Below are 19,622 nucleotides of genomic sequence, written 5' to 3' on the forward strand. Positions count from 1 at the left end.
ATCAGGCTTTTCCTCCGAAAGCATTTATTCATTGTTTTGACTTGGCAGGTCTCCTGACTTTCGCTGATTTTGCGCCTTCTCATCCTTAATTAAAGACAATGGCAAAGATTACAAAATCTCTTTTTTGCGATTTACAGTTGCGGGGACAGTTGAAGATTTACACTTCATTCCCATTTAATCCCGATTTTTCGGGAACCAAATTCTCGGCAAATATACTGAAGTTGAAACGATAATTGAAAATTAGTTAAAACGGCAATTTTCCAATTTCCGCTACGTCTCGTTTTTTGTAGAAAGTTTCCAACGGTTTTGGGAAAGATTTTTCATCGGCCAATTTTTCATCCACGATTATGAAATCATTATCCGAAGCGAATTGCTCCAAAGCCTTTTTTGATTCCAATTCAATCGTATTGATCTCGATTGTCATATTTTTATGCGTCAGTTTATGATTGATGATCTTCGAATTGATAATTAATTCTTCCCATTTCTCAGGAACCGAAGTTGGAAATTCGTACAATTTCTTCCAGATGAAATCATTTCCTCTTTGTTTGATGAGAAATTGGTTTTGAAATTTGATGAAGTAATATTTCAGACTTAAATCTGTGACTTTTGCTTTCTTGGTTTTCACAGGAAATTCTGAGATTCTTCCGGTTTGATACGCGATGCAATCATCATTCACAGGACATTCTCCGCAAAGTGGATTTTTTGGTTTGCAAATCTCGGAACCAATGTCCATAATTGCTTGGTTAAAATCTCCAGGTTTGTCCTCCGGCATTATTAATAAAGCCAAATCCGTGAAATATTGAAACGCTTTGGAACTCGACATATCAAAATCATCCGCAAAGATCCGTGACAAAACGCGGTAGAAATTTCCATCGATCGCTGGGATCTTTTCATCAAAACAAATACTTGCGACTGCGGCAGCTGTATATTTTCCAACACCTTTCAGTTTCAGAATATCTTGATAATGCGTCGGGAATTTACCATCAAATTCCTCAATGATCTGATGTGCCGCCTTGTGGAGATTGATGGCACGGGAATAATAGCCCAGGCCTTTCCAATACAACAAAACTTCATCTTCCGGAGCCTTGTGAAGTTCATTGACATTCGGGAATCTTTCTATGAATCTGAGGTAATGTCCGAGGCCTTGTTTTACCTGAGTTTGCTGCAAAAGAATTTCGCATATCCATATATTATAAGGATGTTGATTTTCTCTCCAAGGAAGTTGTCTGGCATTAGTATCATACCACTTTATTAGCTTTTTCCCAATGTGAAGAAAATCAGCATTTTGTTTGTTTGTTTTCAAAAATATATCTTATATTTGCACACCAAAAATATAAAGAAAATTATAAAATGACAAAGGCAGAATTGGTAAATACCATCTCGAACAAGCTGGGAGTAGAAAAGAATGATACACAGAAAGTTATAGAAGCATTCATGCAAGAAATCAGAACCTCTATGTATAATGGAGATAACGTTTACTTAAGAGGCTTTGGTTCTTTTATCATCAAAACAAGAGCGGCTAAGACAGGAAGAAACATTTCTAAGAACACAGCAATTGAAATTCCTGCCCACAATATTCCGGCTTTCAAACCTTCAAAAACTTTTGTAGAAAAAGTAAAAACTAAAGTTGCAGTTAAATAATCAATAGAATATAAACGTATAAAAATATAAATTATGCCAAGCGGAAAAAAAAGAAAGAGACATAAGGTTGCAACTCACAAAAGAAAGAAAAGAAGAAGAGCAAACAGACACAAGAAGAAAAAATAGTAATTTTTCAACGTCTTATACATATAAATATAGTTGGTCTTTTGCCAACTATATTTTTGTTTTATATTTACAACCTAATTTAGTAAAAAACCCGTTTATGAAGTTATGAAGAAAGAACTGATAATTTCCAATGAGGAAGACGCTTCAAAGATCGCATTGTTGGAAGATGGACGCCTTTTTGAACTTCACGAGCAGAAAACCAAATCCGATTTTGTGGTTGGTGACCTATTTTTAGGGAAAATAAAAAAACTTGCCCCCAACCTGAATGCCGCCTTCGTGAGCATTGGGACAGACAAAGATGCGTTTCTGCATTACCAAGATCTGGGACCTCAATTTCTATCCTACCAGAAATTCCTGAAAAACACGATTTCCAAAAAACAACAAACGCCAAGTCTCAAAAATGCCGAGCACGCCAAAGACATCGACAAGATGGGAACGGTGGACAAAGTGTTGGCTGCAGGCGATGTTGTACTCCTTCAAATCACCAAAGAACCAATTTCAACAAAAGGACCGCGTATCTCTACGCAGATTTCTCTTACGGGAAGGTTTTTGGTCTTAATTCCTTTTGATAATAAAATTTCGATTTCCAAAAAAGTGAGCGACGGCGCAGAAAAAGAACGTCTTAAAACTTTGATTGAAAGTATTCGTCCGGAAGGTTTTGGTGTCATCATCAGAACGGTGGCTGAAGGAAAGAAAGTGGCTGAACTTCATAACGATATGAATCAGCTGGTGAAAAAGTGGGAAACGACTTTCAAGAATATCCAGAAAAATAAAGTTCCTAGTAAGATCTTAAGTGAAGAGGACAAAGCATCTTCGATTCTAAGAGACAACTTCAACCAGGATTTCGTAAGCATCATTTGTGATGACGAAAAAATGGTGGAGGATATGAAAGCTTACATCGAGGTCATTGCTCCCGAACGTAAGAATATCGTCCAGTTCTACGATTCTCATATTCCGCTTTTGGAATATTACAATGTTGAAAAACAATTGAAACAGAGTTTCGGGAAACACGTGAATATTCCTGCTTCCAAAGGTGCTTATCTCGTGATCGAGCATACAGAAGCCCTTCACGTGGTGGATGTGAATTCTGGAAACAATATTTCATCCTCATCAACCAACAAAATGCACGCTTTGACAGTCAATAAAATGGCGGCCACAGAGATCGCAAGACAACTTCGTCTTCGCGATATGGGCGGAATCATCGTCGTGGATTTCATTGATATGGTGGATGCGGAACACAGAAAAGAATTGTACGAACATTTCCGAGACGAAATGAAGCGTGACAAGGCAAGGCATAAGATTTTACCACCTTCCAAGTTTGGTCTGATCCAGATGACAAGACAGCGTGTCCGCGCAGAAAAAAGCATCGAGACCAACGAAGAAAATCCGAACAAGGACGGCGAGATCATCGCCCCGATCGTGATCATCGAAAAGATGGAAGATTCCATCAGAACCATTATGGCCACAGAGAAAGGAAAGCTTTTCCTTCACGTGCATCCGTTTGTAGAAGCTTATCTTACCAAAGGTCTGGCGAGCATCCAAAACAAATGGTTCATCAAATACAAAAAATGGGTAACTATCATTCCTAGAGATTCTTTCAAGATGTTGGAGTTCCATCTCTACAACGCTCAGAAAAAGGAATTGATCAGCTTTTCCAATTAAAAGAAATTCAAAAACTTTGTCACATCGCTGGCAAAGTTTTTTTTATTTTTTCCTTTAACTAATATTTAACGCCCATCCTCTGTTATTTACATATTATTGTGATATTTTGGTCATAATTTTGATGCTTTAAAACTAAATAAAAATATATGTCAGGAAAAATTTTATGGATCGATGATGAAGTAGACCTTCTCAAACCTCATATTGTCTTTTTGGAAAACAAAGGTTACACGGTAACACCCGTGAACAACGTGAATGAGGCTTTGGAATTGATAGAAAAACAAAAATTTGTGCTGACACTTCTCGACGAAAATATGCCTGGGATCTCTGGTCTGGAAGCGATTCCAATGATCAAAGAAAAAGATAACGCGATCAAGATCGTAATGGTCACCAAAAGTGAGGAAGAACACATTATGGAACAAGCAATCGGGTCACAAATCGAGGATTATATCTTGAAACCTGTAAATCCAAATCAGGTTCTTTTGTCACTCAAAAAAATCCTTCAAAGTGAATCATTGGTTGAGCAAAAAACAATCGTTGATTATCAACAGGAATTCCGAAACTTAAGTATGGAATTGTCTTACTTGAGAACATATCAAGATTGGGCAGAATATTATAAGAAAATCTTGAATTGGGAAGTAAAATTCGATAAAGTGTCCGACAACGAGTTTGCTGATTTGCTTCAAAATCAAAAAGAAGAAGCGAACATCCAATTCTCAAAATTCATAGAAAATAACTACGAAGATTGGCTTCACGGCAACGATAAACCGATGATGAGCCACACGCTTTTCAAAGACAAAGTGAAACCAGAAGTGGAGAACGACAAGGTTCTTCTTTTGATGGTAGATAATTTGAGATACGACCAGTGGAAAGTCATTGAGCCATTATTCACCAAGTTCTACAACAAAACGTCCGAAGATTATTATTTCAGCATCTTGCCAACGGCGACACAATACGCCCGTAACTCATTCTTCGCAGGATTGATGCCATCAGAGATTGAAAAAAGATTCCCGAACAATTGGTTCAATGACAACGAGGAAGGCAACAAAAACGAATTCGAAAGAGACTTCCTGGAAGACCAAATGAAACGTTTGGGTTTATCCAGCAAGTCAATGAAATATTTGAAAATCCTAAACTCAGACTTCGAAAGAAAGATTTTAGAAGATTTCAATCAGCACAAGAACAATGATCTGTTAGTGATCGTTTACAACTTCATCGATATTTTGTCCCACGCGAAAACCGATAATAATATTGTAAATCAATTAATTAGAGACGACAAAACCTTCAGGTCGCTCACTTACAACTGGTTCGAGAACTCATCATTGCTTAAAATCATCAAGTTGGCCGCAGAAAGTGGATTCAAATTGGTGATCACGACCGATCACGGCACAATTTATGTTAAAAAACCTAGTAAGGTAGTTGGCGACAGAGAAACCTCTACCAACATCAGATACAAGACAGGACGAAGTTTGACCTACGAGGACAAAGATGTTTGGGCGGTGAACGACCCAGGGAAACTCTTTCTACCAAAGGGAAATCTTAGTTCAAAATATATTTTTGCGAAGAACAATATATTCCTAGCATACCCAAAAAACTATAATCACTTTGTGAATTATTACAAAGAAACTTATCAGCACGGTGGGATTTCCCTCGAGGAGGTCATCATCCCGATAAGCATATTAGAACCCAAATAGTTTTTTCATAGTTTATTTGATTTGGGTTTACCAGGGCGGAAGAAGCGAATGCTTTTTCCGCCTTTTTCTTTTTAGGAGCAAGACGATTGGTACTTCTTTTCACCAGTCCAACCCGCTATCCACTATATCTTTTTTCCTTTCACACGATTTATCATCCAAACAAGATTTCCCCAAAAAGCAAAAAAGGATGCCGTTCCTATCGGTGCTATGTTGAGGTTTGGTATTTCTTTTGACGCGATTCCATCCAGAATTCCTAACTTATTTTCCAATACTAATATTCAAATTCGGCAATTCTACTTGTAGTTTAACATTAGCTTTCAAAGCAGAAAAAACTTTCATCAAAGTATCCATTGTGGCATTACTTGCATTGCTTTCAAGTCTTGAGATTTGAGCTTTTTGTACGCCAATCAGTTTTCCCAATTGTTCCTGGGTCAGATTTCTTTCTTTTCGCGTTTCCTTTATCGCTTTGCCAATTAAATCCATTTGAAGTTCATATTCGAAAACGTCACGCTCTGGCGTTCCAACTTTTCCAATGAGTTTATCTTGAACCTCGTCCAATGTGAATGTTTTCATTTTTTCTTATTTTTTGATTGTTGGTTTGCAAAATATTCTGTTCTAGATTTTACAGCTTTTTGAATTTCATTATCGGGAACTTTGCTTCGCTTTTTTACAAATCCGTGTGTGGAAATTACCAAAGTTTCTGAAGATGAGGTTTTATCCCAAAACGCCAGAAACCTGTACTGAAACCCTTGATACAGCGTTCGGAATTCCCAAATTTCATCATTCAGTTTTTTAAAAAGTTCTGGGTCGTGTTGTATTTGAGATTTACGAATATTATAAAGAATCTTTTCGTAATGCTTTTTATCAAGACCGCTTAGAAATTCAAAAGCTTCTTCAAGAAATATAATTTCAAAAAGTTTTTTCATTCATCTATGTTTTGTCCAAAGTTAGTGAAAAGTTTCATTATAACGAAACTATTCTAGCTTGGTATTTCTTTTGAAGATTCCATCCAGAATTCCGAACTTTGATTTTCAGCGAAACTCATTTCCCAGTAATCAACAAAGTTTATTCTGAATCACCCAATCTTAAAAACAAAATTGAAATTATGAAAGACATCGACGCATTACTCCAAGAACACCATCTTGACAGGCAGGAAATAGAAGAGTTGCTCCAACAAAATGAAAAGATGAATGCCATCAAACTCGTATTTGATAAAACAGGAATAGGACTGAAAAATTCCAAAGATCTCGTAGAAGCTATCCAGCGGAAAGAAACACACTTCACGGAAGATAATTCCTCAAGCAACAGCAATGTCTCGGTGAAGACGTTCAACAAAAATGGACAACTCACCGTCAAATTGAAGTTGAATAATCAACCGGAAAAAGTGGTTTTCCCTTCCGACCCAGATTGGGCTGAGGTCAAAAGAGTAATGGGAGACAAACCCGAACTTCTGGCTTACGAAAAAGAATATCTGGAAAACCCGACCAAATTTCAAAGTCAAAAAAATACACTTTTCATAGAAGATGAAGGTTCAAGAAAATGGAAAGTCGTACTTTTGGCAGCTGTTTTCACAATCGTTATTATTTATCTCATTTATTCTAATTCATAAACAATGAAAATCATTTCCTACAACGTCAACGGAATTCGGGCTGCTTTTACAAAAGATTTCCTCGGCTGGCTTAATGTCGCTAGTCCGGACGTCATCTGTATTCAGGAAAGCAAGGCAGGAAATGACCAAATTGATATTGACAGCCTCGAAAAAGCAGGCTATCACAGTTACTGGCATTCTGCGGTGAAGAAAGGTTACAGCGGCGTAGGAATCGCTTCCAAAGTGAAACCAAACCACGTAGAATCCGGTTGCGGCATCGAAAGTTATGACAACGAAGGCAGAATCATCCGCGCAGATTTTGATGGCTTTTCCGTGATTTCAGTTTACGTTCCGTCAGCTTCAAACATCGAAAGATTGGAATTCAAAATGCAATTCTGCTTTGACTTTTTAGAATACATCAAAGAACTCAGAAAAACCATCCCGAATCTCATCATCAGCGGCGATTTCAACATCTGTCATCAGGCAATTGATATTCACAATCCAATTGGTTTGGCAAATACTTCCGGATTTCTCCCGATGGAACGCGAATGGATGACCAAGTTTATGAATGAAAATAGTTTGACAGACAGTTTCCGACATTTCAATGGTCAGCCGGACCAATATTCCTGGTGGAGTTACAGAGCTGGTTCCAGAGCAAGGAACAAAGGCTGGCGTTTGGATTACAACTTCGTCTCCGAACCTTTGAAAGAAAAAATGACCAGAGCGGTAATCCTCCCAGAGGTCAAACACTCTGACCATTGTCCTGTGATGGTGGAACTATCAATATAAATGATAAGCGATGAATGATAATTGATTTCATTCAGCCGCAATTTATCATTCATCATTCATCATTTATCAATCATCAATTATAAAAATCCGTGCACGAGCAATTCAATCTTATCATAGAAATCTTGGGAACCATTTCTTTCTCGATGTCGGGCAGTTTTGCCGCGATGCAGAAACGCTTGGATCCTTTTGGTGTTTTGATCATTGCCTTCGTGACGTCTGTAGGTGGTGGAACTGTGAGAGATCTGCTTCTGGATGTTCCTGTTTTTTGGATGACCGACCTTTTGACGTTTGTATTGATCCTGACGACTTGTGTGTTCACGATGATCTTCAAATCAATTGAGAAGAATTTCAAGGTGACGCTGTTTATATTCGATAGTTTTGGGTTGGGATTGTTTACGATCATTGGGATCCAAAAAGGATTGAGTTTAGGTTTTCATCCTTTGATATGTCTGACGTTGGGAACCATCACGGGTTGTTTCGGTGGAATCATCCGTGATATTTTGTTGAACAGAATTCCATTGATCTTTCGAAAGGAGATTTATGCGACAGCTTGTATCGTAGGTGGAGGAACATTTTTACTCTTGTCGAAATATTCAATCTTGTCGTATACGCTCGTTCAAATATTTACGATTCTTCTGATTGTTTCCATCAGGACCTTAGCTGTGAAATACCATTGGAGAATCCCGAAATTCTATGGCTACGAAAGTAATCAGGAAATGTAACTACTCGAATCATAGCCCTGATTGCAGTGGAAATCCCACAGCAGGTGATGGCCAAAGCAAGGCGCGAGGAATTGCAACGGAAAGCAGGTTCCCGGCTCCTAAAAAATAAAAAAGGATTGAAAAAGTTTCAACCCTTTTGATCTGTTATTTAGAATTTTCCTCTCTGTCTCATGTGAGGATTGTGCATATGCTTTTGCATGGTCGGCATTTTCATCTGGTCTTTGATCATTTTGATCTGATCGGTCATCATGCCTGCAGAATCTAACTGTTTTGCTTCTTCCAGTAATTTTTGAGCTTCAGATTTTCTGCCTTTTGCAAGAGCTGATGCGGCAAGGTTGAGTTTTGCCATTGCGCGGTCGTGTTTCATATTCAAGCCGTAATCCAGCGCTTTTTTCATCAATCCTTCTGTCTTTTGAGGATTGTCCTGAGCGGTTGTCAAGGCTTGCAGATAGTGGAAATAACCGTATTGGCTTTTGTGAAGCTGAGATTGGTAATTGGTGATATTGGATAAAAACTTCGAAGCTTTTTCCAGATTTTGTTTTCTAAGTTGCCAAAATGCCAAAAGAATATTTTCGTTTTTGAAGAAAAGTGCAATTGGAATCGCAGATAGAATGACCAAAACGACGCCCCAACCAATGTTTCGGTTGAACATCAGGTAAACGCCCAAAGCGATAATGACTGCAGCAATTACAAATTTTATGTATTTGTTCATGTTTAAATTTTAGGTTGCAAAGATAATAATTAACGATTGAAATTCCGAATAGGAACTTTATTGATTTCGATTTTAAATTCTTGCAATATAATATTTGATATTCGGATTATAATACTAACTTTAATTGTTGATAGTTGATTGATTATCAAGTTTTAATTTTGTTTGATCTCAAAAAATAAAAGTCATGAAAACAATTACAAATTCTTTGATCGCAGGCTTATTTCTGTCAAGTCTGTTCTGTTTTTCTCAAGAAACTACAAATCCTTTGGCCAATACGCAGTGGAAAGGAGTTGCCAGCATTCCGACACCTGCAGAGGTTATTTTTAGATTTAATACTGATGATCTTGATCTTCTTTACCAAGGAAACGTCATTGAGAAAATGAAATATTCTTTCACAGACCAAGGCACCTTGAAATTGGTGAAGATTGAAGGCAATTCTCCTTGCGACTCTAAGGATGAAGGTTTGTACAAATATCAAATTGCCAATGATACGCTCACATTTATAATTATGAATGACAATTGCGGAGAAAGGCAAGCTGCTTTTGACGGCAATGGTTACAAAAAAGTAGTTGCAGGAATGGCTGAGTAGGTTTAGGAATTAAAAAACTCCCAAACCACTTTTGCTTTCACTTTCCCTAGGATTTCCTCCAAGGTCACGATATCCGCTTCTTTGATTCTTTTGACAGACTTCAGTTTTGTCAATAGCATTTCTATTGATTTTGGACCAACGCCCGGGATTTGTTCCAGTTCAGATTTGATGGTCGAATTTGTTCGTCTCGTTCTGTGATGTTTCACGCCAAAACGGTGCGCTTCATCTCTCACACGTTGGAGGATTTTCAGCGTTTCCGCTTTTTTATCGATATACAAAGGAATCGAATCTTCTGGGAAATAGATTTCCTCCAGACGTTTTGCAATCCCGACTATTGTGATTTTTCCGTAAAGTCCAAGCAGTTTCAAACTTTTGACAGCCGAAGACAATTGTCCTTTTCCACCATCAATTAGAATGAGTTGTGGCAAAGGTTCGCCTTCTTCCAGCAATCTTCGGTAACGGCGATAGATGACTTCTTCCATCGTCTTGAAATCATCTGGGCCAACCACAGTTTTCGGATGGAAAATTCTGTAATCCGCTTTGCTAGGTTTCCCGTCTTTGAAAACTACACACGCCGAAACAGGATTTGTTCCCTGAATGTTCGAGTTGTCAAAACCTTCGATGTGTCTTGGCTCAACGGGCATTCTTAGGAGTTTTTGCATCTCTGCCATTATTCGGTTGGTGTGTCTTTCCGGGTCGATGATTTGGACTTGTTTCAATTTTTCAAGTCTGTATTCCTTCGCATTTTTCTCAGAAAGTTCTACGATTCTTTTTTTGTCGCCGACTTTTGGGACAATCAATTTGACATTCGGGATTTCCAAACCGAGATGAAAAGGAATCAAAATCTCTTTGGATGTAGAATCAAATTTCTGACGAATTTCTACCAAAGCTTCCTCCAACATATCTTCATCGCTTTCCTCCAAAACTTTCTTGATTTCGGTCGTAAAACTTTGAACGATGGAACCATTTCTGATTTTAAAATAATTAACGTAAGCCGCCGTTTCATCGCTCGTCATCCCAAAAACATCCACGTCATCAATACTTGGATTTACGACCGTGTGTTTTTCCTGATAATTTTCGAGAGACTCGATATTATTCTTAATCATCTGAGCCTTTTCAAACTCAAGATTCGAAGCAAAACGGAACATTCTTTCTTCCAGATATTTCTTGGCAAATCGGAAATCACCTTTGATAATTCCTCGGATGGCTTCTACTTTTTCATCATAATCTTCCTTAGATTCCAAATCTTCGCAAGGTCCATTACAATTTTTGATGTGATATTCCAGACAAACGCGGTATTTTCCTTCTGCAATTTTTGATGGCGCCAAATTCAGATTACACGTTCTTATTTTATAAAGATTCTTAATCGTATCAAGCAGAACTCGCGCAGGTTTCACTTTGGCGTAAGGTCCAAAATATTCGGAGCCGTCTTTTATTTTGGTTCGGGTCAAAAATATTCTGGGAAAATCTTCATTCTTGATGCAAATCCACGGATAGGTTTTATCATCCTTCAGCATCACGTTGTAGAATGGTTGATGCGCTTTTATGAGATTGTTTTCTAATAAAAGTGCGTCGTACTCACTATTCACAACGGTTGTTTCAAGCCTGTGAATCTTCGAAACCATTATTCTGGTTCGGTAACCATTTTGATTTTTGTTGAAGTAGGAGAGGACTCTTTTGTTGAGATGTTTTGCCTTTCCGACATACAAAAGCTGGTCGTTCTTATCATAATAACGATAAACGCCTGGTTCCGATGGAAGTGTTTTGAGCTGAAGTTCTAAGTTGGGATTCACAGAGCAAATTTACGGAATGATATTGATTCGTGAGAATTGTTGAAACGATATTTCTTTGATGAAAAAATCATCTTTGTTAGTGAATTGTCTGAATGTTTTATATCGATTTTTTTTTGAGGATTCTAAAATCTTTACGGTTTTCCGTTTTGTCCTCTTTCATCAAAAAACTATCTTTATAAAATGAAAATCCTTCACACCGCCGATTGGCATCTCGGAAAACGCCTAGAAAATTTTTCCCGTTTGGAAGAACAAAAACTTGTAATGGACGAGTTGGTTGAGATTGCTGATGCGGAGGATGTGGATTTGGTTCTCGTTGCGGGCGATTTATTTGATAATTTCAATCCCTCAACGGAAGCTGTAGAATTATTTTACAGGACTTTGAAACAGCTTTCCAAAAATGGAAAACGTCCTGTCATTGCCATTGCAGGAAACCACGATTCGCCAGATAGAATTGATGCGCCAAATCCGTTGGCAAAAGAGTGTGGAATCATTTTGATTGGTCATCCCAACGCAGAAATTCCGATTTTCGAACTGGAGCATTTTAAAATTATCAATACCGATAAAGGATTCATCGAACTCAAATTAAATCAATTCGATTATCCGATAAGAATTCTCCACACGGCTTATGCCAACGAAATCCGTCTGAAAGAATATCTTGGAGAAGACAATAAAGAAGTCGCACTCAGCAATTCTTTGCAAAAAACGTGGCAGAATCTAGCTGATACTTATTGCGACCAGAACGGAATCAATGTGCTGATGGCGCATCTTTATATGATGAAGAGAGGTGCTGAAAAACCTGAAGAACCAGAAGGCGAAAAACCAATTATGATTGGAAACGCCGACTTGCTTTACACGGAAATTATTCCATCTCAAATCCAGTACACAGCTTTGGGACATCTCCATAACTTTCGGAATATTGGGACATTGGAGAAGCCTGTTGTTTATTCGTCATCGTCTCTTTGCTATAGTTTTAGTGAAGCTGGACAGAAAAAATCTGTCAATATCATTGATTTGAAACCTGCAGAAAATCCTCAAACCAAAACCGTCGAAATCAAAAGTGGAAAACCGCTTTTCCGGAAAACCTTTGATAACATTGAAAATACAATTTCCTGGTTGCAAGATAATCCGGAAACTTTGGTAGAATTGACTTTGGAAAGTGACACTTTTCTAAAAGCTGAAGATAGAAAGTTGCTTTATCAAACCCATCACGGCATTATTCATCTCATTCCGAAACTAAAATATGACATCATCGATTCTAATGAAACGGATAAAAGCATCAATCTGAATCAGGACATTCAGGACTTGTTCAAAGATTATTTCAAATCGAAAAATCAAAATCAAGAACCGAATGACGAACTGATGAATATTTTCAAAGAATTGATTTAAGAAAAGATAAAATTTAAAGATTTAAAAATCAATCAACCAGCAATTATCAACCAACGACCAAAATGCTTCCAATAAAACTTACAATAGAAGGACTTTATTCCTATCAAACCAGACAAACGATTGACTTTTCTGAGCTGACTCAAGCTGGCTTGTTCGGGATTTTTGGAGCCGTTGGCTCTGGGAAATCCTCAATTTTGGAGGCTGTCAGTTTTGCACTTTATGGTGAAACTGAAAGGATGAATAGCAAAGACAGTCGTGCTTATAATATGATGAATCTCCGTAGCAATCGGTCTTTCATCGAGTTTGACTTTCAGAATTTTGAGAATAGAACATTTCGCGCCGTTCGGGAGTTTAGGAGAAATGCAAAACGTTTTGATGATGTCAAAGTTTACAACACTTGTTTTTACGAAGAAAAAAATGGCGAATGGATTCCACTGGAACATACGAATGCGTCTGAAATTCTGGGTTTGAGTTATGAGAATTTCAAGCGGACGATTATTATTCCGCAAGGTCAGTTCAAGGAGTTTCTGGAATTGGGAGCCAAAGACCGAACGCAGATGATGAAGGAAATCTTCGGACTTCACAAATATGATTTGCAGGACAAAGTTTCTACGAAAGTATCCGAAACCAAATATGAATTGGCGGAACTCGAAGGGAAATTGGGAACTTTTGAGGAAGTTTCAGCAGAGCTTATTAATGCAAAAAATGAAGAACTAAATCTTTCTAAAATTAATTTTGGTAAAGAAAAAGAAGTTCATAATCAGCTGGAAACCAATTTTCAGAAACTCAAAAATCTCAAAACTGATTTTGATAATCTAAAAATAAAAGAAGCCGAATTCGTCATTAAAGAAACAGAAAATGAAAAATTCCAGAAACTTGAACAGCAATTGGAAGTTTTTGAAACTGCGGAAAGAAACTTCAAATCGTTGTTAACGGAAAAAAAGCGTTTGTCTTCTGAAATCAATCAAAATTTGAAGACTCAGGAATCAGCGAAGACGGAATTTAATGCGCTTTCTGAGACTTTGAATCAATTGAAACAGAATATTTCGGCATTAGAAAATGATTTCAATCAACTTGAAAACAGCAAACAAAAAGCCGTTGATTTGTTGAATATTTCAAGGATTTTGGATTTTGAAACTCAGAAAAATCTATTGTTGGAAAGAATTGAAAAAGGCGAAAAAACCATTTCAGATTCGAAGCAAAAAGAAATTGAGATTCAAAAAATTATAGATGTTGAATCCAAATCGATTTCGGATTTGAAGTCTAAGAAAACGGATACTAAAATTCTGATGGAAGTTGAAAACTGGTTTCAAATCAGGAAAAACTACCAAACCGAATGGTCTAATTTTCAAAAAAATATTCTTTCAAAATCTGAGGAAATTGCGAAACAGCAAATCTTACTGAATGAATTTCCCGAAAACTGGAAGGAAGAATTCTCTTCCAAAAATCTTGTTTTGAATGAGAAAAAACTGAATCATCAAAACCAGAAAAGTCATTTGGTATTGTCTCAAAAATTAGCAGAATTTGCTCAGAACATTGAAGACGGAAAACCTTGTCCGCTTTGTGGTTCGCTGGAACATCCGGAGATTTTGGTCTCAGAAAATGTTTCCGAATCATTGAAGACTTTGAATGCTGAACTTCTGGATATTGAAGATTTAATTGAAAAAATTAAAACAGACGAAAAGCAGATTGAGAAAATTCTGGAACTGAAACAGCTTTTGGAAAATCAGAAAATTGAACTGGAAAATCAAAAATCAGAATCTGATAAAAAATTGAAACTACATTCTGAACAATTCATTTGGAATCAATTTGATAAAGAAAATGAAACCCAATTTTCTACTCAAAAAACCGAAGCTTTTGCATTGGAACAGAAAATTTCTTCCGCGGAGAAATTGCTTGATGAACATCGTAGAACATTAGAAATTCAACAAAAAGAAACCAAACGTTTTGAAGAGGCGATTGTTGATTTTAAAAATAAAAAAATCAGTCTGGAAACTTCTATTTCAGATTTAAAGCAAAATTTGAAAGTTCTTGATTTTAAAGATTTTAAAACCGCAAATTCGGCAGAAATCAAAATTGAATCTGAGAATTTGTCTACCAAAAATAGTTCGGTCGAAAATCAATACAAACAATTTCAAAAAGATTTGTTGGAAACAACGCCGAAAGTTGCTTCTAAGGAAACCTTGCTTGCCCAAATTTCAAAACAGATTGACGAACTTCAAAAATCGGAAAAAGAAAATATTGAAAATATCCAATCTGTTTTAGCGAAATCCTCATTCACAAACCTTGAAGAAGTCGAGACGATTTTATCTCAAGATTTTGATATTCAGACGTCGCGGAAGGAAATTCAGGATTTTAAAATCAGTTTTAATACCCTGAAAGAAATCATTAATTCTTTAAAGTTGAAATTGAAAGAGTCCAATTTCGATGAATCAGAATTCGTGGCAAAAGAGAATGATTTTTTAGTTTCTCAAGAAAATATTTCTCAATTACAAAAGCAGTTGACAATTATTGAAAAACAACTTTCGGATTTGCAGAAAAGTTTTGAAACCAAGAAGGAATTGATTCTCGAGCAAAATAAATTGTTGCTAAGGAAAGCGAATCTTGATACACTTTCTAACCTTTTCAAAGGTGCTGGTTTTGTGCAATATGTTTCTTCGATTTATTTGAAACAACTTTGTGACAATGCGAATATCAGATTTCATAGAATGACAAGAAACCAACTCAGTTTGCAAGTCAATGACAAGAATGAATTTGAAATCATAGATTATCTGAACGAGGGAAAAACGCGAAGTGTGAAGACTTTATCTGGCGGACAGAGTTTTCAGGTTTCGTTGAGTTTGGCGTTGGCTTTGGCAGAAAGTGTGCAGTCGCAGGCGAAATCGGAGAGAAACTTTTTCTTTATTGATGAAGGTTTTGGAACGCAAGACCCGGAATCTGTGAATTTGGTCTTTGAAACATTGATGAATCTCCAGAAAGAAAATCGAATCGTCGGAATTATTTCGCACGTTGAAGAATTGAAAGAGAAAATTCCAATTTCGCTGAATATTACTAAAGATGAAGAAACTGGAAGTAAGATTGAAATGATTCTGAGTTAAATCTTCCTATTCTTCGCCAACATCGGAATCGAAATCAAGCCCATTACGAGCATAATGATGATTTGCAAAGGCAATGTGATGAAAGAGTAGGCGAGTCCCAATTCTCCGCCTTCTACAGCGTCTTTTCCCATCGAAATGAATAAGGCGGTGAAGCCAAATTTCATTGCTAAATTAAAAGCGCCAACTCCGCCACTTGCTGGGATTATCATTCCCAAAGTTCCGACTACTAAAATGAAACAGCCGTCTGCAGGTGTGAAATTGGAAGTTTCTGGCAAAGCAAAGCAAACAAGATAAGATGCGAAGAAATAGCAAATCCAGATTCCCGCGGTGTAAAGGATGAATTTTCCTTTTTGTTCTAAGGTCAAAATAGATTTTAAACCTTCAAAAACCCCTTTTGCAAAATCGATTAATTTGTCTTTTTTATATATGAATAAATACGTTAAGACTGCGATTACAATAATTCCAATAGCAATTTTTGAAAAGAAATAAAATTGTTCTAAATCAGTAATTCCAATTTTTAGCAAATATTGTTCAAACCAATTTAATTCTTTTTTTTCTGAAGCTTTTTGTTGAGTCGCCGCTTTGTAGAAAGCCAAAAGCGCATCATATTTGAAAACCAAAGTCAATAATGCGAAGATTCCCATACAAACCAAATCGACAACTCGTTCCAAAATAATCGTTCCAAAAGACTTGTCAACCGGAACTTTCTCAACACCATAAAGCGCTGTTGAACGCGCCACTTCACCACTTCTGGGAATCGTTAAATTCATTAAATATCCGAAAGAAAGTGACCAAAGTGAGTTGGAATTGGAAATCTTGTGACCCATTGGTTCCAACAAAAGATTCCATCGGATGGCTCTGAACCAATAAGCGGAAACGCCAAAAAATCCTGCAAACGCTACCCAAAGGTAATTGGCTTTTTGTAATGAACCTTTGATTTTGTCAAAGTCCAATCCTTTGAGTGCAAGCCATAGAAATAATCCTGCAATCGCAATCGAAATTAAAACTGTCAGAATATTTTTGAGTAATGATGGCTTCTTTTCTTCCAATGTGATTAGGAATTATGTGAGGAGATTGGTCGCTTCGTCTGGGAAAACGATTTTTGGCTGGAAATCTTTGGCTTCCTCAGGGCTCATCTGTGCATAAGCGATAATAATGATGATATCGCCTTTCTGCACTTTTCTGGCTGCAGGACCATTGAGGCAGATTTCGCCGGATTTTCTTTTCCCTTTGATGACGTAGGTGTCAAAACGTTCACCGTTGTTCACGTTTACGATATAGACTCTCTCGCCAACAATCAAGCCGGCCGCTTCTATAAGGTCTTCGTCAATAGTGATGCTTCCAATATAATCAAGGTCTGATGCCGTAACACGGACCCTGTGGATTTTCGATTTAAAAACTTCGATAAACATAGTTGCAAATTTACGCTAAATAATAAAAGTGAGAAAGAACATTTTATGATTCCTCAGAATTGGCATCATTTTTCTATTGAGAGAGACATTGCAAATATTTTTAAAATCGATATTCGATATTATGAATTTATGAATATTGTAAATATTAATTGTTACGTATTATCATTGTTGATGGATAAAGATAAATTATTAAAAATCATCTTCAAAAAATCGAGTGTTTTCGTTAAAAATTGATTTGTCGAAAATTCATTGATTTAAAAAGAATGATACATACTTCACTAATTTTTATAAAAATATTTGCACGATATGAAAATTGTCTTATATTTGCTATAACAACATAACTTTAATTAATAAATATTATGAACAAATCTGAATTAATCGACGCTATCGCGAAGGATGCAGACATCACAAAAGCTGCTGCTAAAAAAGCTTTGGAATCTTTTGTTGCTAACGTAACAGAAACACTTAAGAAAAAAGACGGTAAAGTATCTCTAGTAGGTTTCGGTACTTTCTCAGTATCTGAAAGAGCTGCAAGACAAGGTATCAACCCTGCAACTAAAAAACCAATCCAAATTGAAGCAAAAACTGTTGCTAAATTTAAAGCTGGAGCTGATTTGGCTACTGCGGTTGCTGGTCCTGCTACAGGTAAGAAAAAATAATTTTATTTGAGTTTATTCAAATAAAAAACCGTCGCAAGACGGTTTTTTTGTTTTTATGATCAAGAATTCTCGTCATCCAAGAGATGTCCGAAAAAGTCTTTCTTAGTTTTGAGGTAAGATGCGCTGGACAAGTTTGACTTGATTTGCAGAGGTATTCTCGAATTGAAGTTGATATCACTATCCTCAATTATTTTAATCTTTTCCGGATTGTTGGTCATCAGATTGAGAGACTTCACCTCTAATTTTTTAAGCATTTCTATCGCAATATCAAAATTACGGTCGTCTGCTGGCAATCCTAGTTCCAGATTGGCTTGAACGGTGTCAAATCCTTTCTCTTGCAAAGCGTAAGCTTTCAACTTATTGATGATTCCGATGTTTCTGCCCTCTTGTCTAAGGTAGATAATCATTCCGCCGTTTTCCTGCATATATTGCATCGCTGTATTCAGTTGCTGTCCGCACTCACATTTCTGAGAATGGAAAACCTCGCCAGTAATACATTCTGAATGAATCCTTACATTAACCGGTTTTGTCAAGTCTGTACCTTTAGCAATCAAAGCCATATGCGGCATCCAATCTTTTTCATTTTCTGAAAAAGCCATCATTCTGAATTCCCCAAAATCTGTGGGAACATTCGATTCTGCTTGTATTTGTAACATTAAGTAGAGTAGTGGTAATAAATTAATTGGAAGACATAGAGGTCTCGATACCTTTTGATTGCGAAGCTTCCAGAAGATTGATATTGGTCTTAATTTTAACCATATAACGATTCAAAACCTCATCATCATCTTTTACCATGAATTTTCTAAGTTTCTGAATCTTCTTATAGTACTTCTCAAAATCTTCTAAAGATCGGTGCTTTGAAGATTGATTGAATTCCCTCACAGCGCCTAGATAATCTGAAAGCGAACCTTTCAGTGACGAAACTTCTCTATTGACAGCATCATTCCTGAATTTAGGAAAAGTTGCAATTAGATTGGAAATTGAAGAGGCATAAACAATAGCTTCTGGAGATAGGTATGCATACGTATCAGAAAGCAAATCAGAATGTACCTGTTCCGATGCCGCTGAATTGGTGGAACAAGATCCTAAAAGTGCTGTAATAAGTGTTATCGCTAAAAGTTTATGGAAACTTTTCATTTTTTCTGCATTTTTTGATACAGGATTGGATTAAGACTTTCATCATTATACATCTTCATTTGCTTATAAAGCTTCATCTTAACTTTACCATTCTCAATATCAGAAAGCAGTTGGTCTATGGCTGTGGAAAGGTCTTTTTTCTGTTCCAAAAGTACATTCAACTTTTGGGAACATTGTAATTTGTGTTCTTCAGAAGCGTCTTCACGAGAAGCCTCAATAGACATATGATAAATTTTCAAAGATAAAATCGAAAATCGATCTATGCACCAAGCCGGAGTTTCGCTGTTAATCCTTGCATTTGGATCAGAAGTAATATTTTCGAAGTTTTTGTAAAACCAAAAATCGATCTGTTCTACCAGATCAGTTCTTTTTTGATTGAGTTTATCAATTCTTCTTTTTATTTTTAGAGCTTCTGTTGGGTCGATATCTTCCTCACGTATAATATCTTCCAAATGCCATTGAACGGTATCAATCCAGTTCTTTGAATACAAAATCCATTCCAAACTATTAGCTTGGAATGGATTATTTTCTTCAGAATTAACATCGTCATTGATGTGATAATCATTAACCGATTGGTTAAAGATCTCCCATGATTTTTCTGTTAAACTCATCAATAA

Annotated in this window: 20 protein-coding genes and 1 riboswitch; of the genes, 10 read left to right on the top strand and 10 right to left on the bottom strand. The window is 36.7% G+C overall.

Annotated elements, in window-relative coordinates:
• Window positions 1-26: 26 nt before the first annotated feature.
• Window positions 27-215: riboswitch (cobalamin riboswitch) on the bottom strand.
• Window positions 216-244: 29 nt separating this feature from the next.
• Window positions 245-1,303, bottom strand: coding sequence for an A/G-specific adenine glycosylase (gene mutY / locus BMW39_RS01130; RefSeq protein ID WP_051879966.1), 1,059 nt, complete (start codon window positions 1,301-1,303; stop codon window positions 245-247).
• 47 nt (window positions 1,304-1,350) lie between these two features.
• Here mutY and BMW39_RS01135 point away from each other — a divergent pair, with 47 nt between their 5' ends.
• The 3 genes from BMW39_RS01135 (at window position 1,351) to porX (ending at window position 5,120) form a co-directional block, all read left to right on the top strand.
• Window positions 1,351-1,641: an HU family DNA-binding protein gene (locus tag BMW39_RS01135; protein ID WP_027383593.1), complete on the top strand. Its 291-nt coding sequence runs from the start codon at window positions 1,351-1,353 to the stop codon at window positions 1,639-1,641.
• A gap of 231 nt (window positions 1,642-1,872) precedes the next feature.
• Complete coding sequence (locus BMW39_RS01140; protein WP_034976548.1) at window positions 1,873-3,429, top strand: Rne/Rng family ribonuclease; 1,557 nt, start codon at window positions 1,873-1,875, stop codon at window positions 3,427-3,429.
• A 146-nt stretch (window positions 3,430-3,575) separates the two neighbouring features.
• Window positions 3,576-5,120, top strand: coding sequence for a T9SS response regulator signal transducer PorX (gene porX / locus BMW39_RS01145; protein WP_034976550.1), 1,545 nt, complete (start codon window positions 3,576-3,578; stop codon window positions 5,118-5,120).
• Between the two features lie 258 nt (window positions 5,121-5,378).
• Here the strand turns inward: porX and BMW39_RS01150 are convergent, their stop codons facing one another.
• Window positions 5,379-5,693, bottom strand: a complete 315-nt coding sequence (locus BMW39_RS01150; RefSeq protein ID WP_034976552.1) for a helix-turn-helix domain-containing protein — start codon at window positions 5,691-5,693, stop codon at window positions 5,379-5,381.
• On the bottom strand, window positions 5,690-6,046 hold the full coding sequence (locus tag BMW39_RS01155; protein WP_034976554.1) for a type II toxin-antitoxin system RelE/ParE family toxin: 357 nt from the start codon (window positions 6,044-6,046) through the stop codon (window positions 5,690-5,692). Before BMW39_RS01155 ends, BMW39_RS01150 begins: the two co-directional genes overlap by 4 nt.
• A gap of 179 nt (window positions 6,047-6,225) precedes the next feature.
• On the opposite strand from BMW39_RS01155, the gene BMW39_RS01160 reads away from it, so the two are divergent.
• The 3 genes from BMW39_RS01160 to BMW39_RS01170 all read left to right on the top strand — a co-directional run bounded on the left by BMW39_RS01160 (window position 6,226) and on the right by BMW39_RS01170 (window position 8,219).
• Window positions 6,226-6,729 (top strand): hypothetical protein, encoded by a 504-nt coding sequence (locus tag BMW39_RS01160; protein WP_131474331.1) that lies wholly within the window; start codon window positions 6,226-6,228, stop codon window positions 6,727-6,729.
• Window positions 6,730-6,732: 3 nt separating this feature from the next.
• The gene (locus tag BMW39_RS01165; protein ID WP_034976558.1) at window positions 6,733-7,497 is read left to right on the top strand and encodes an exodeoxyribonuclease III; all 765 of its coding nucleotides are present in this window, start codon (window positions 6,733-6,735) and stop codon (window positions 7,495-7,497) included.
• A gap of 89 nt (window positions 7,498-7,586) precedes the next feature.
• Window positions 7,587-8,219: a trimeric intracellular cation channel family protein gene (locus tag BMW39_RS01170; RefSeq protein WP_034976560.1), complete on the top strand. Its 633-nt coding sequence runs from the start codon at window positions 7,587-7,589 to the stop codon at window positions 8,217-8,219.
• 148 nt (window positions 8,220-8,367) lie between these two features.
• Here the strand turns inward: BMW39_RS01170 and BMW39_RS01175 are convergent, their stop codons facing one another.
• Window positions 8,368-8,931: a membrane protein gene (locus BMW39_RS01175; protein WP_034976562.1), complete on the bottom strand. Its 564-nt coding sequence runs from the start codon at window positions 8,929-8,931 to the stop codon at window positions 8,368-8,370.
• Window positions 8,932-9,115: 184 nt separating this feature from the next.
• Between BMW39_RS01175 and BMW39_RS01180 the strand changes: the two genes are divergently transcribed.
• The gene (locus tag BMW39_RS01180; protein WP_034976564.1) at window positions 9,116-9,520 is read left to right on the top strand and encodes a hypothetical protein; all 405 of its coding nucleotides are present in this window, start codon (window positions 9,116-9,118) and stop codon (window positions 9,518-9,520) included.
• Between the two features lie 2 nt (window positions 9,521-9,522).
• Here the strand turns inward: BMW39_RS01180 and uvrC are convergent, their stop codons facing one another.
• Window positions 9,523-11,313: an excinuclease ABC subunit UvrC gene (gene uvrC / locus BMW39_RS01185; RefSeq protein WP_034976566.1), complete on the bottom strand. Its 1,791-nt coding sequence runs from the start codon at window positions 11,311-11,313 to the stop codon at window positions 9,523-9,525.
• 180 nt (window positions 11,314-11,493) lie between these two features.
• On the opposite strand from uvrC, the gene BMW39_RS01190 reads away from it, so the two are divergent.
• Window positions 11,494-12,699, top strand: coding sequence for a metallophosphoesterase family protein (locus BMW39_RS01190; RefSeq protein WP_034976568.1), 1,206 nt, complete (start codon window positions 11,494-11,496; stop codon window positions 12,697-12,699).
• Window positions 12,700-12,761: 62 nt separating this feature from the next.
• Window positions 12,762-15,797, top strand: a complete 3,036-nt coding sequence (locus tag BMW39_RS01195; protein ID WP_034976570.1) for an SbcC/MukB-like Walker B domain-containing protein — start codon at window positions 12,762-12,764, stop codon at window positions 15,795-15,797.
• Here BMW39_RS01195 and BMW39_RS01200 read toward each other — a convergent pair.
• Together BMW39_RS01200 and panD are read right to left on the bottom strand one after the other, a co-directional pair.
• A complete protein-coding gene (locus BMW39_RS01200) occupies window positions 15,794-16,846 on the bottom strand; it encodes a lysylphosphatidylglycerol synthase transmembrane domain-containing protein (RefSeq protein ID WP_034976572.1) in 1,053 nt (350 codons plus the stop codon). The two genes, BMW39_RS01195 and BMW39_RS01200, sit on opposite strands and share 4 nt — an antisense overlap.
• A 12-nt stretch (window positions 16,847-16,858) precedes the next feature.
• Window positions 16,859-17,209 carry an aspartate 1-decarboxylase gene (panD, locus tag BMW39_RS01205; protein ID WP_034970107.1) on the bottom strand — a complete coding sequence of 117 codons (351 nt, stop codon included), beginning with the start codon at window positions 17,207-17,209 and terminating at the stop codon, window positions 16,859-16,861.
• Window positions 17,210-17,568: 359 nt separating this feature from the next.
• On the opposite strand from panD, the gene BMW39_RS01215 reads away from it, so the two are divergent.
• Window positions 17,569-17,868 carry an HU family DNA-binding protein gene (locus tag BMW39_RS01215; RefSeq protein ID WP_034976577.1) on the top strand — a complete coding sequence of 100 codons (300 nt, stop codon included), beginning with the start codon at window positions 17,569-17,571 and terminating at the stop codon, window positions 17,866-17,868.
• Between the two features lie 59 nt (window positions 17,869-17,927).
• On the opposite strand, the gene ribA is transcribed toward BMW39_RS01215, so the two are convergent.
• The 3 genes from ribA to BMW39_RS01230 are packed head-to-tail and all read right to left on the bottom strand — an operon-like array spanning window position 17,928 to window position 19,616.
• Window positions 17,928-18,524, bottom strand: a complete 597-nt coding sequence (ribA, locus tag BMW39_RS01220) for a GTP cyclohydrolase II (protein ID WP_034976580.1) — start codon at window positions 18,522-18,524, stop codon at window positions 17,928-17,930.
• A 22-nt stretch (window positions 18,525-18,546) separates the two neighbouring features.
• Entirely contained in the window at window positions 18,547-19,005 is a 459-nt protein-coding gene (locus BMW39_RS01225) for a hypothetical protein (protein ID WP_051879967.1), read from the bottom strand.
• Window positions 19,002-19,616: a DUF4254 domain-containing protein gene (locus tag BMW39_RS01230; protein WP_034976582.1), complete on the bottom strand. Its 615-nt coding sequence runs from the start codon at window positions 19,614-19,616 to the stop codon at window positions 19,002-19,004. Before BMW39_RS01230 ends, BMW39_RS01225 begins: the two co-directional genes overlap by 4 nt.
• Window positions 19,617-19,622 lie beyond the last annotated feature (6 nt).

It is taken from the genome of Epilithonimonas lactis, from assembly GCF_900110605.1.
Lineage (GTDB): Bacteria > Bacteroidota > Bacteroidia > Flavobacteriales > Weeksellaceae > Epilithonimonas > Epilithonimonas lactis.

What these genes read in the sequence shown, in the direction of transcription:
- BMW39_RS01140 (WP_034976548.1), top strand. Translation starts at nt 1,873, where the DNA reads ATGAAGAAAGAACTGATAATTTCCAATGAGGAAGACGCTTCAAAGATC.
- BMW39_RS01215 (WP_034976577.1), top strand. Translation starts at nt 17,569, where the DNA reads ATGAACAAATCTGAATTAATCGACGCTATCGCGAAGGATGCAGACATC.
- BMW39_RS01135 (WP_027383593.1), top strand. Translation starts at nt 1,351, where the DNA reads ATGACAAAGGCAGAATTGGTAAATACCATCTCGAACAAGCTGGGAGTA.
- BMW39_RS01150 (WP_034976552.1), bottom strand. Translation starts at nt 5,693, where the DNA reads ATGAAAACATTCACATTGGACGAGGTTCAAGATAAACTCATTGGAAAA.
- BMW39_RS01180 (WP_034976564.1), top strand. Translation starts at nt 9,116, where the DNA reads ATGAAAACAATTACAAATTCTTTGATCGCAGGCTTATTTCTGTCAAGT.
- BMW39_RS01155 (WP_034976554.1), bottom strand. Translation starts at nt 6,046, where the DNA reads ATGAAAAAACTTTTTGAAATTATATTTCTTGAAGAAGCTTTTGAATTT.
- BMW39_RS01195 (WP_034976570.1), top strand. Translation starts at nt 12,762, where the DNA reads ATGCTTCCAATAAAACTTACAATAGAAGGACTTTATTCCTATCAAACC.
- BMW39_RS01175 (WP_034976562.1), bottom strand. Translation starts at nt 8,931, where the DNA reads ATGAACAAATACATAAAATTTGTAATTGCTGCAGTCATTATCGCTTTG.
- BMW39_RS01160 (WP_131474331.1), top strand. Translation starts at nt 6,226, where the DNA reads ATGAAAGACATCGACGCATTACTCCAAGAACACCATCTTGACAGGCAG.
- BMW39_RS01165 (WP_034976558.1), top strand. Translation starts at nt 6,733, where the DNA reads ATGAAAATCATTTCCTACAACGTCAACGGAATTCGGGCTGCTTTTACA.
- BMW39_RS01230 (WP_034976582.1), bottom strand. Translation starts at nt 19,616, where the DNA reads ATGAGTTTAACAGAAAAATCATGGGAGATCTTTAACCAATCGGTTAAT.
- BMW39_RS01190 (WP_034976568.1), top strand. Translation starts at nt 11,494, where the DNA reads ATGAAAATCCTTCACACCGCCGATTGGCATCTCGGAAAACGCCTAGAA.
- porX (WP_034976550.1), top strand. Translation starts at nt 3,576, where the DNA reads ATGTCAGGAAAAATTTTATGGATCGATGATGAAGTAGACCTTCTCAAA.
- panD (WP_034970107.1), bottom strand. Translation starts at nt 17,209, where the DNA reads ATGTTTATCGAAGTTTTTAAATCGAAAATCCACAGGGTCCGTGTTACG.
- BMW39_RS01225 (WP_051879967.1), bottom strand. Translation starts at nt 19,005, where the DNA reads ATGAAAAGTTTCCATAAACTTTTAGCGATAACACTTATTACAGCACTT.
- ribA (WP_034976580.1), bottom strand. Translation starts at nt 18,524, where the DNA reads ATGTTACAAATACAAGCAGAATCGAATGTTCCCACAGATTTTGGGGAA.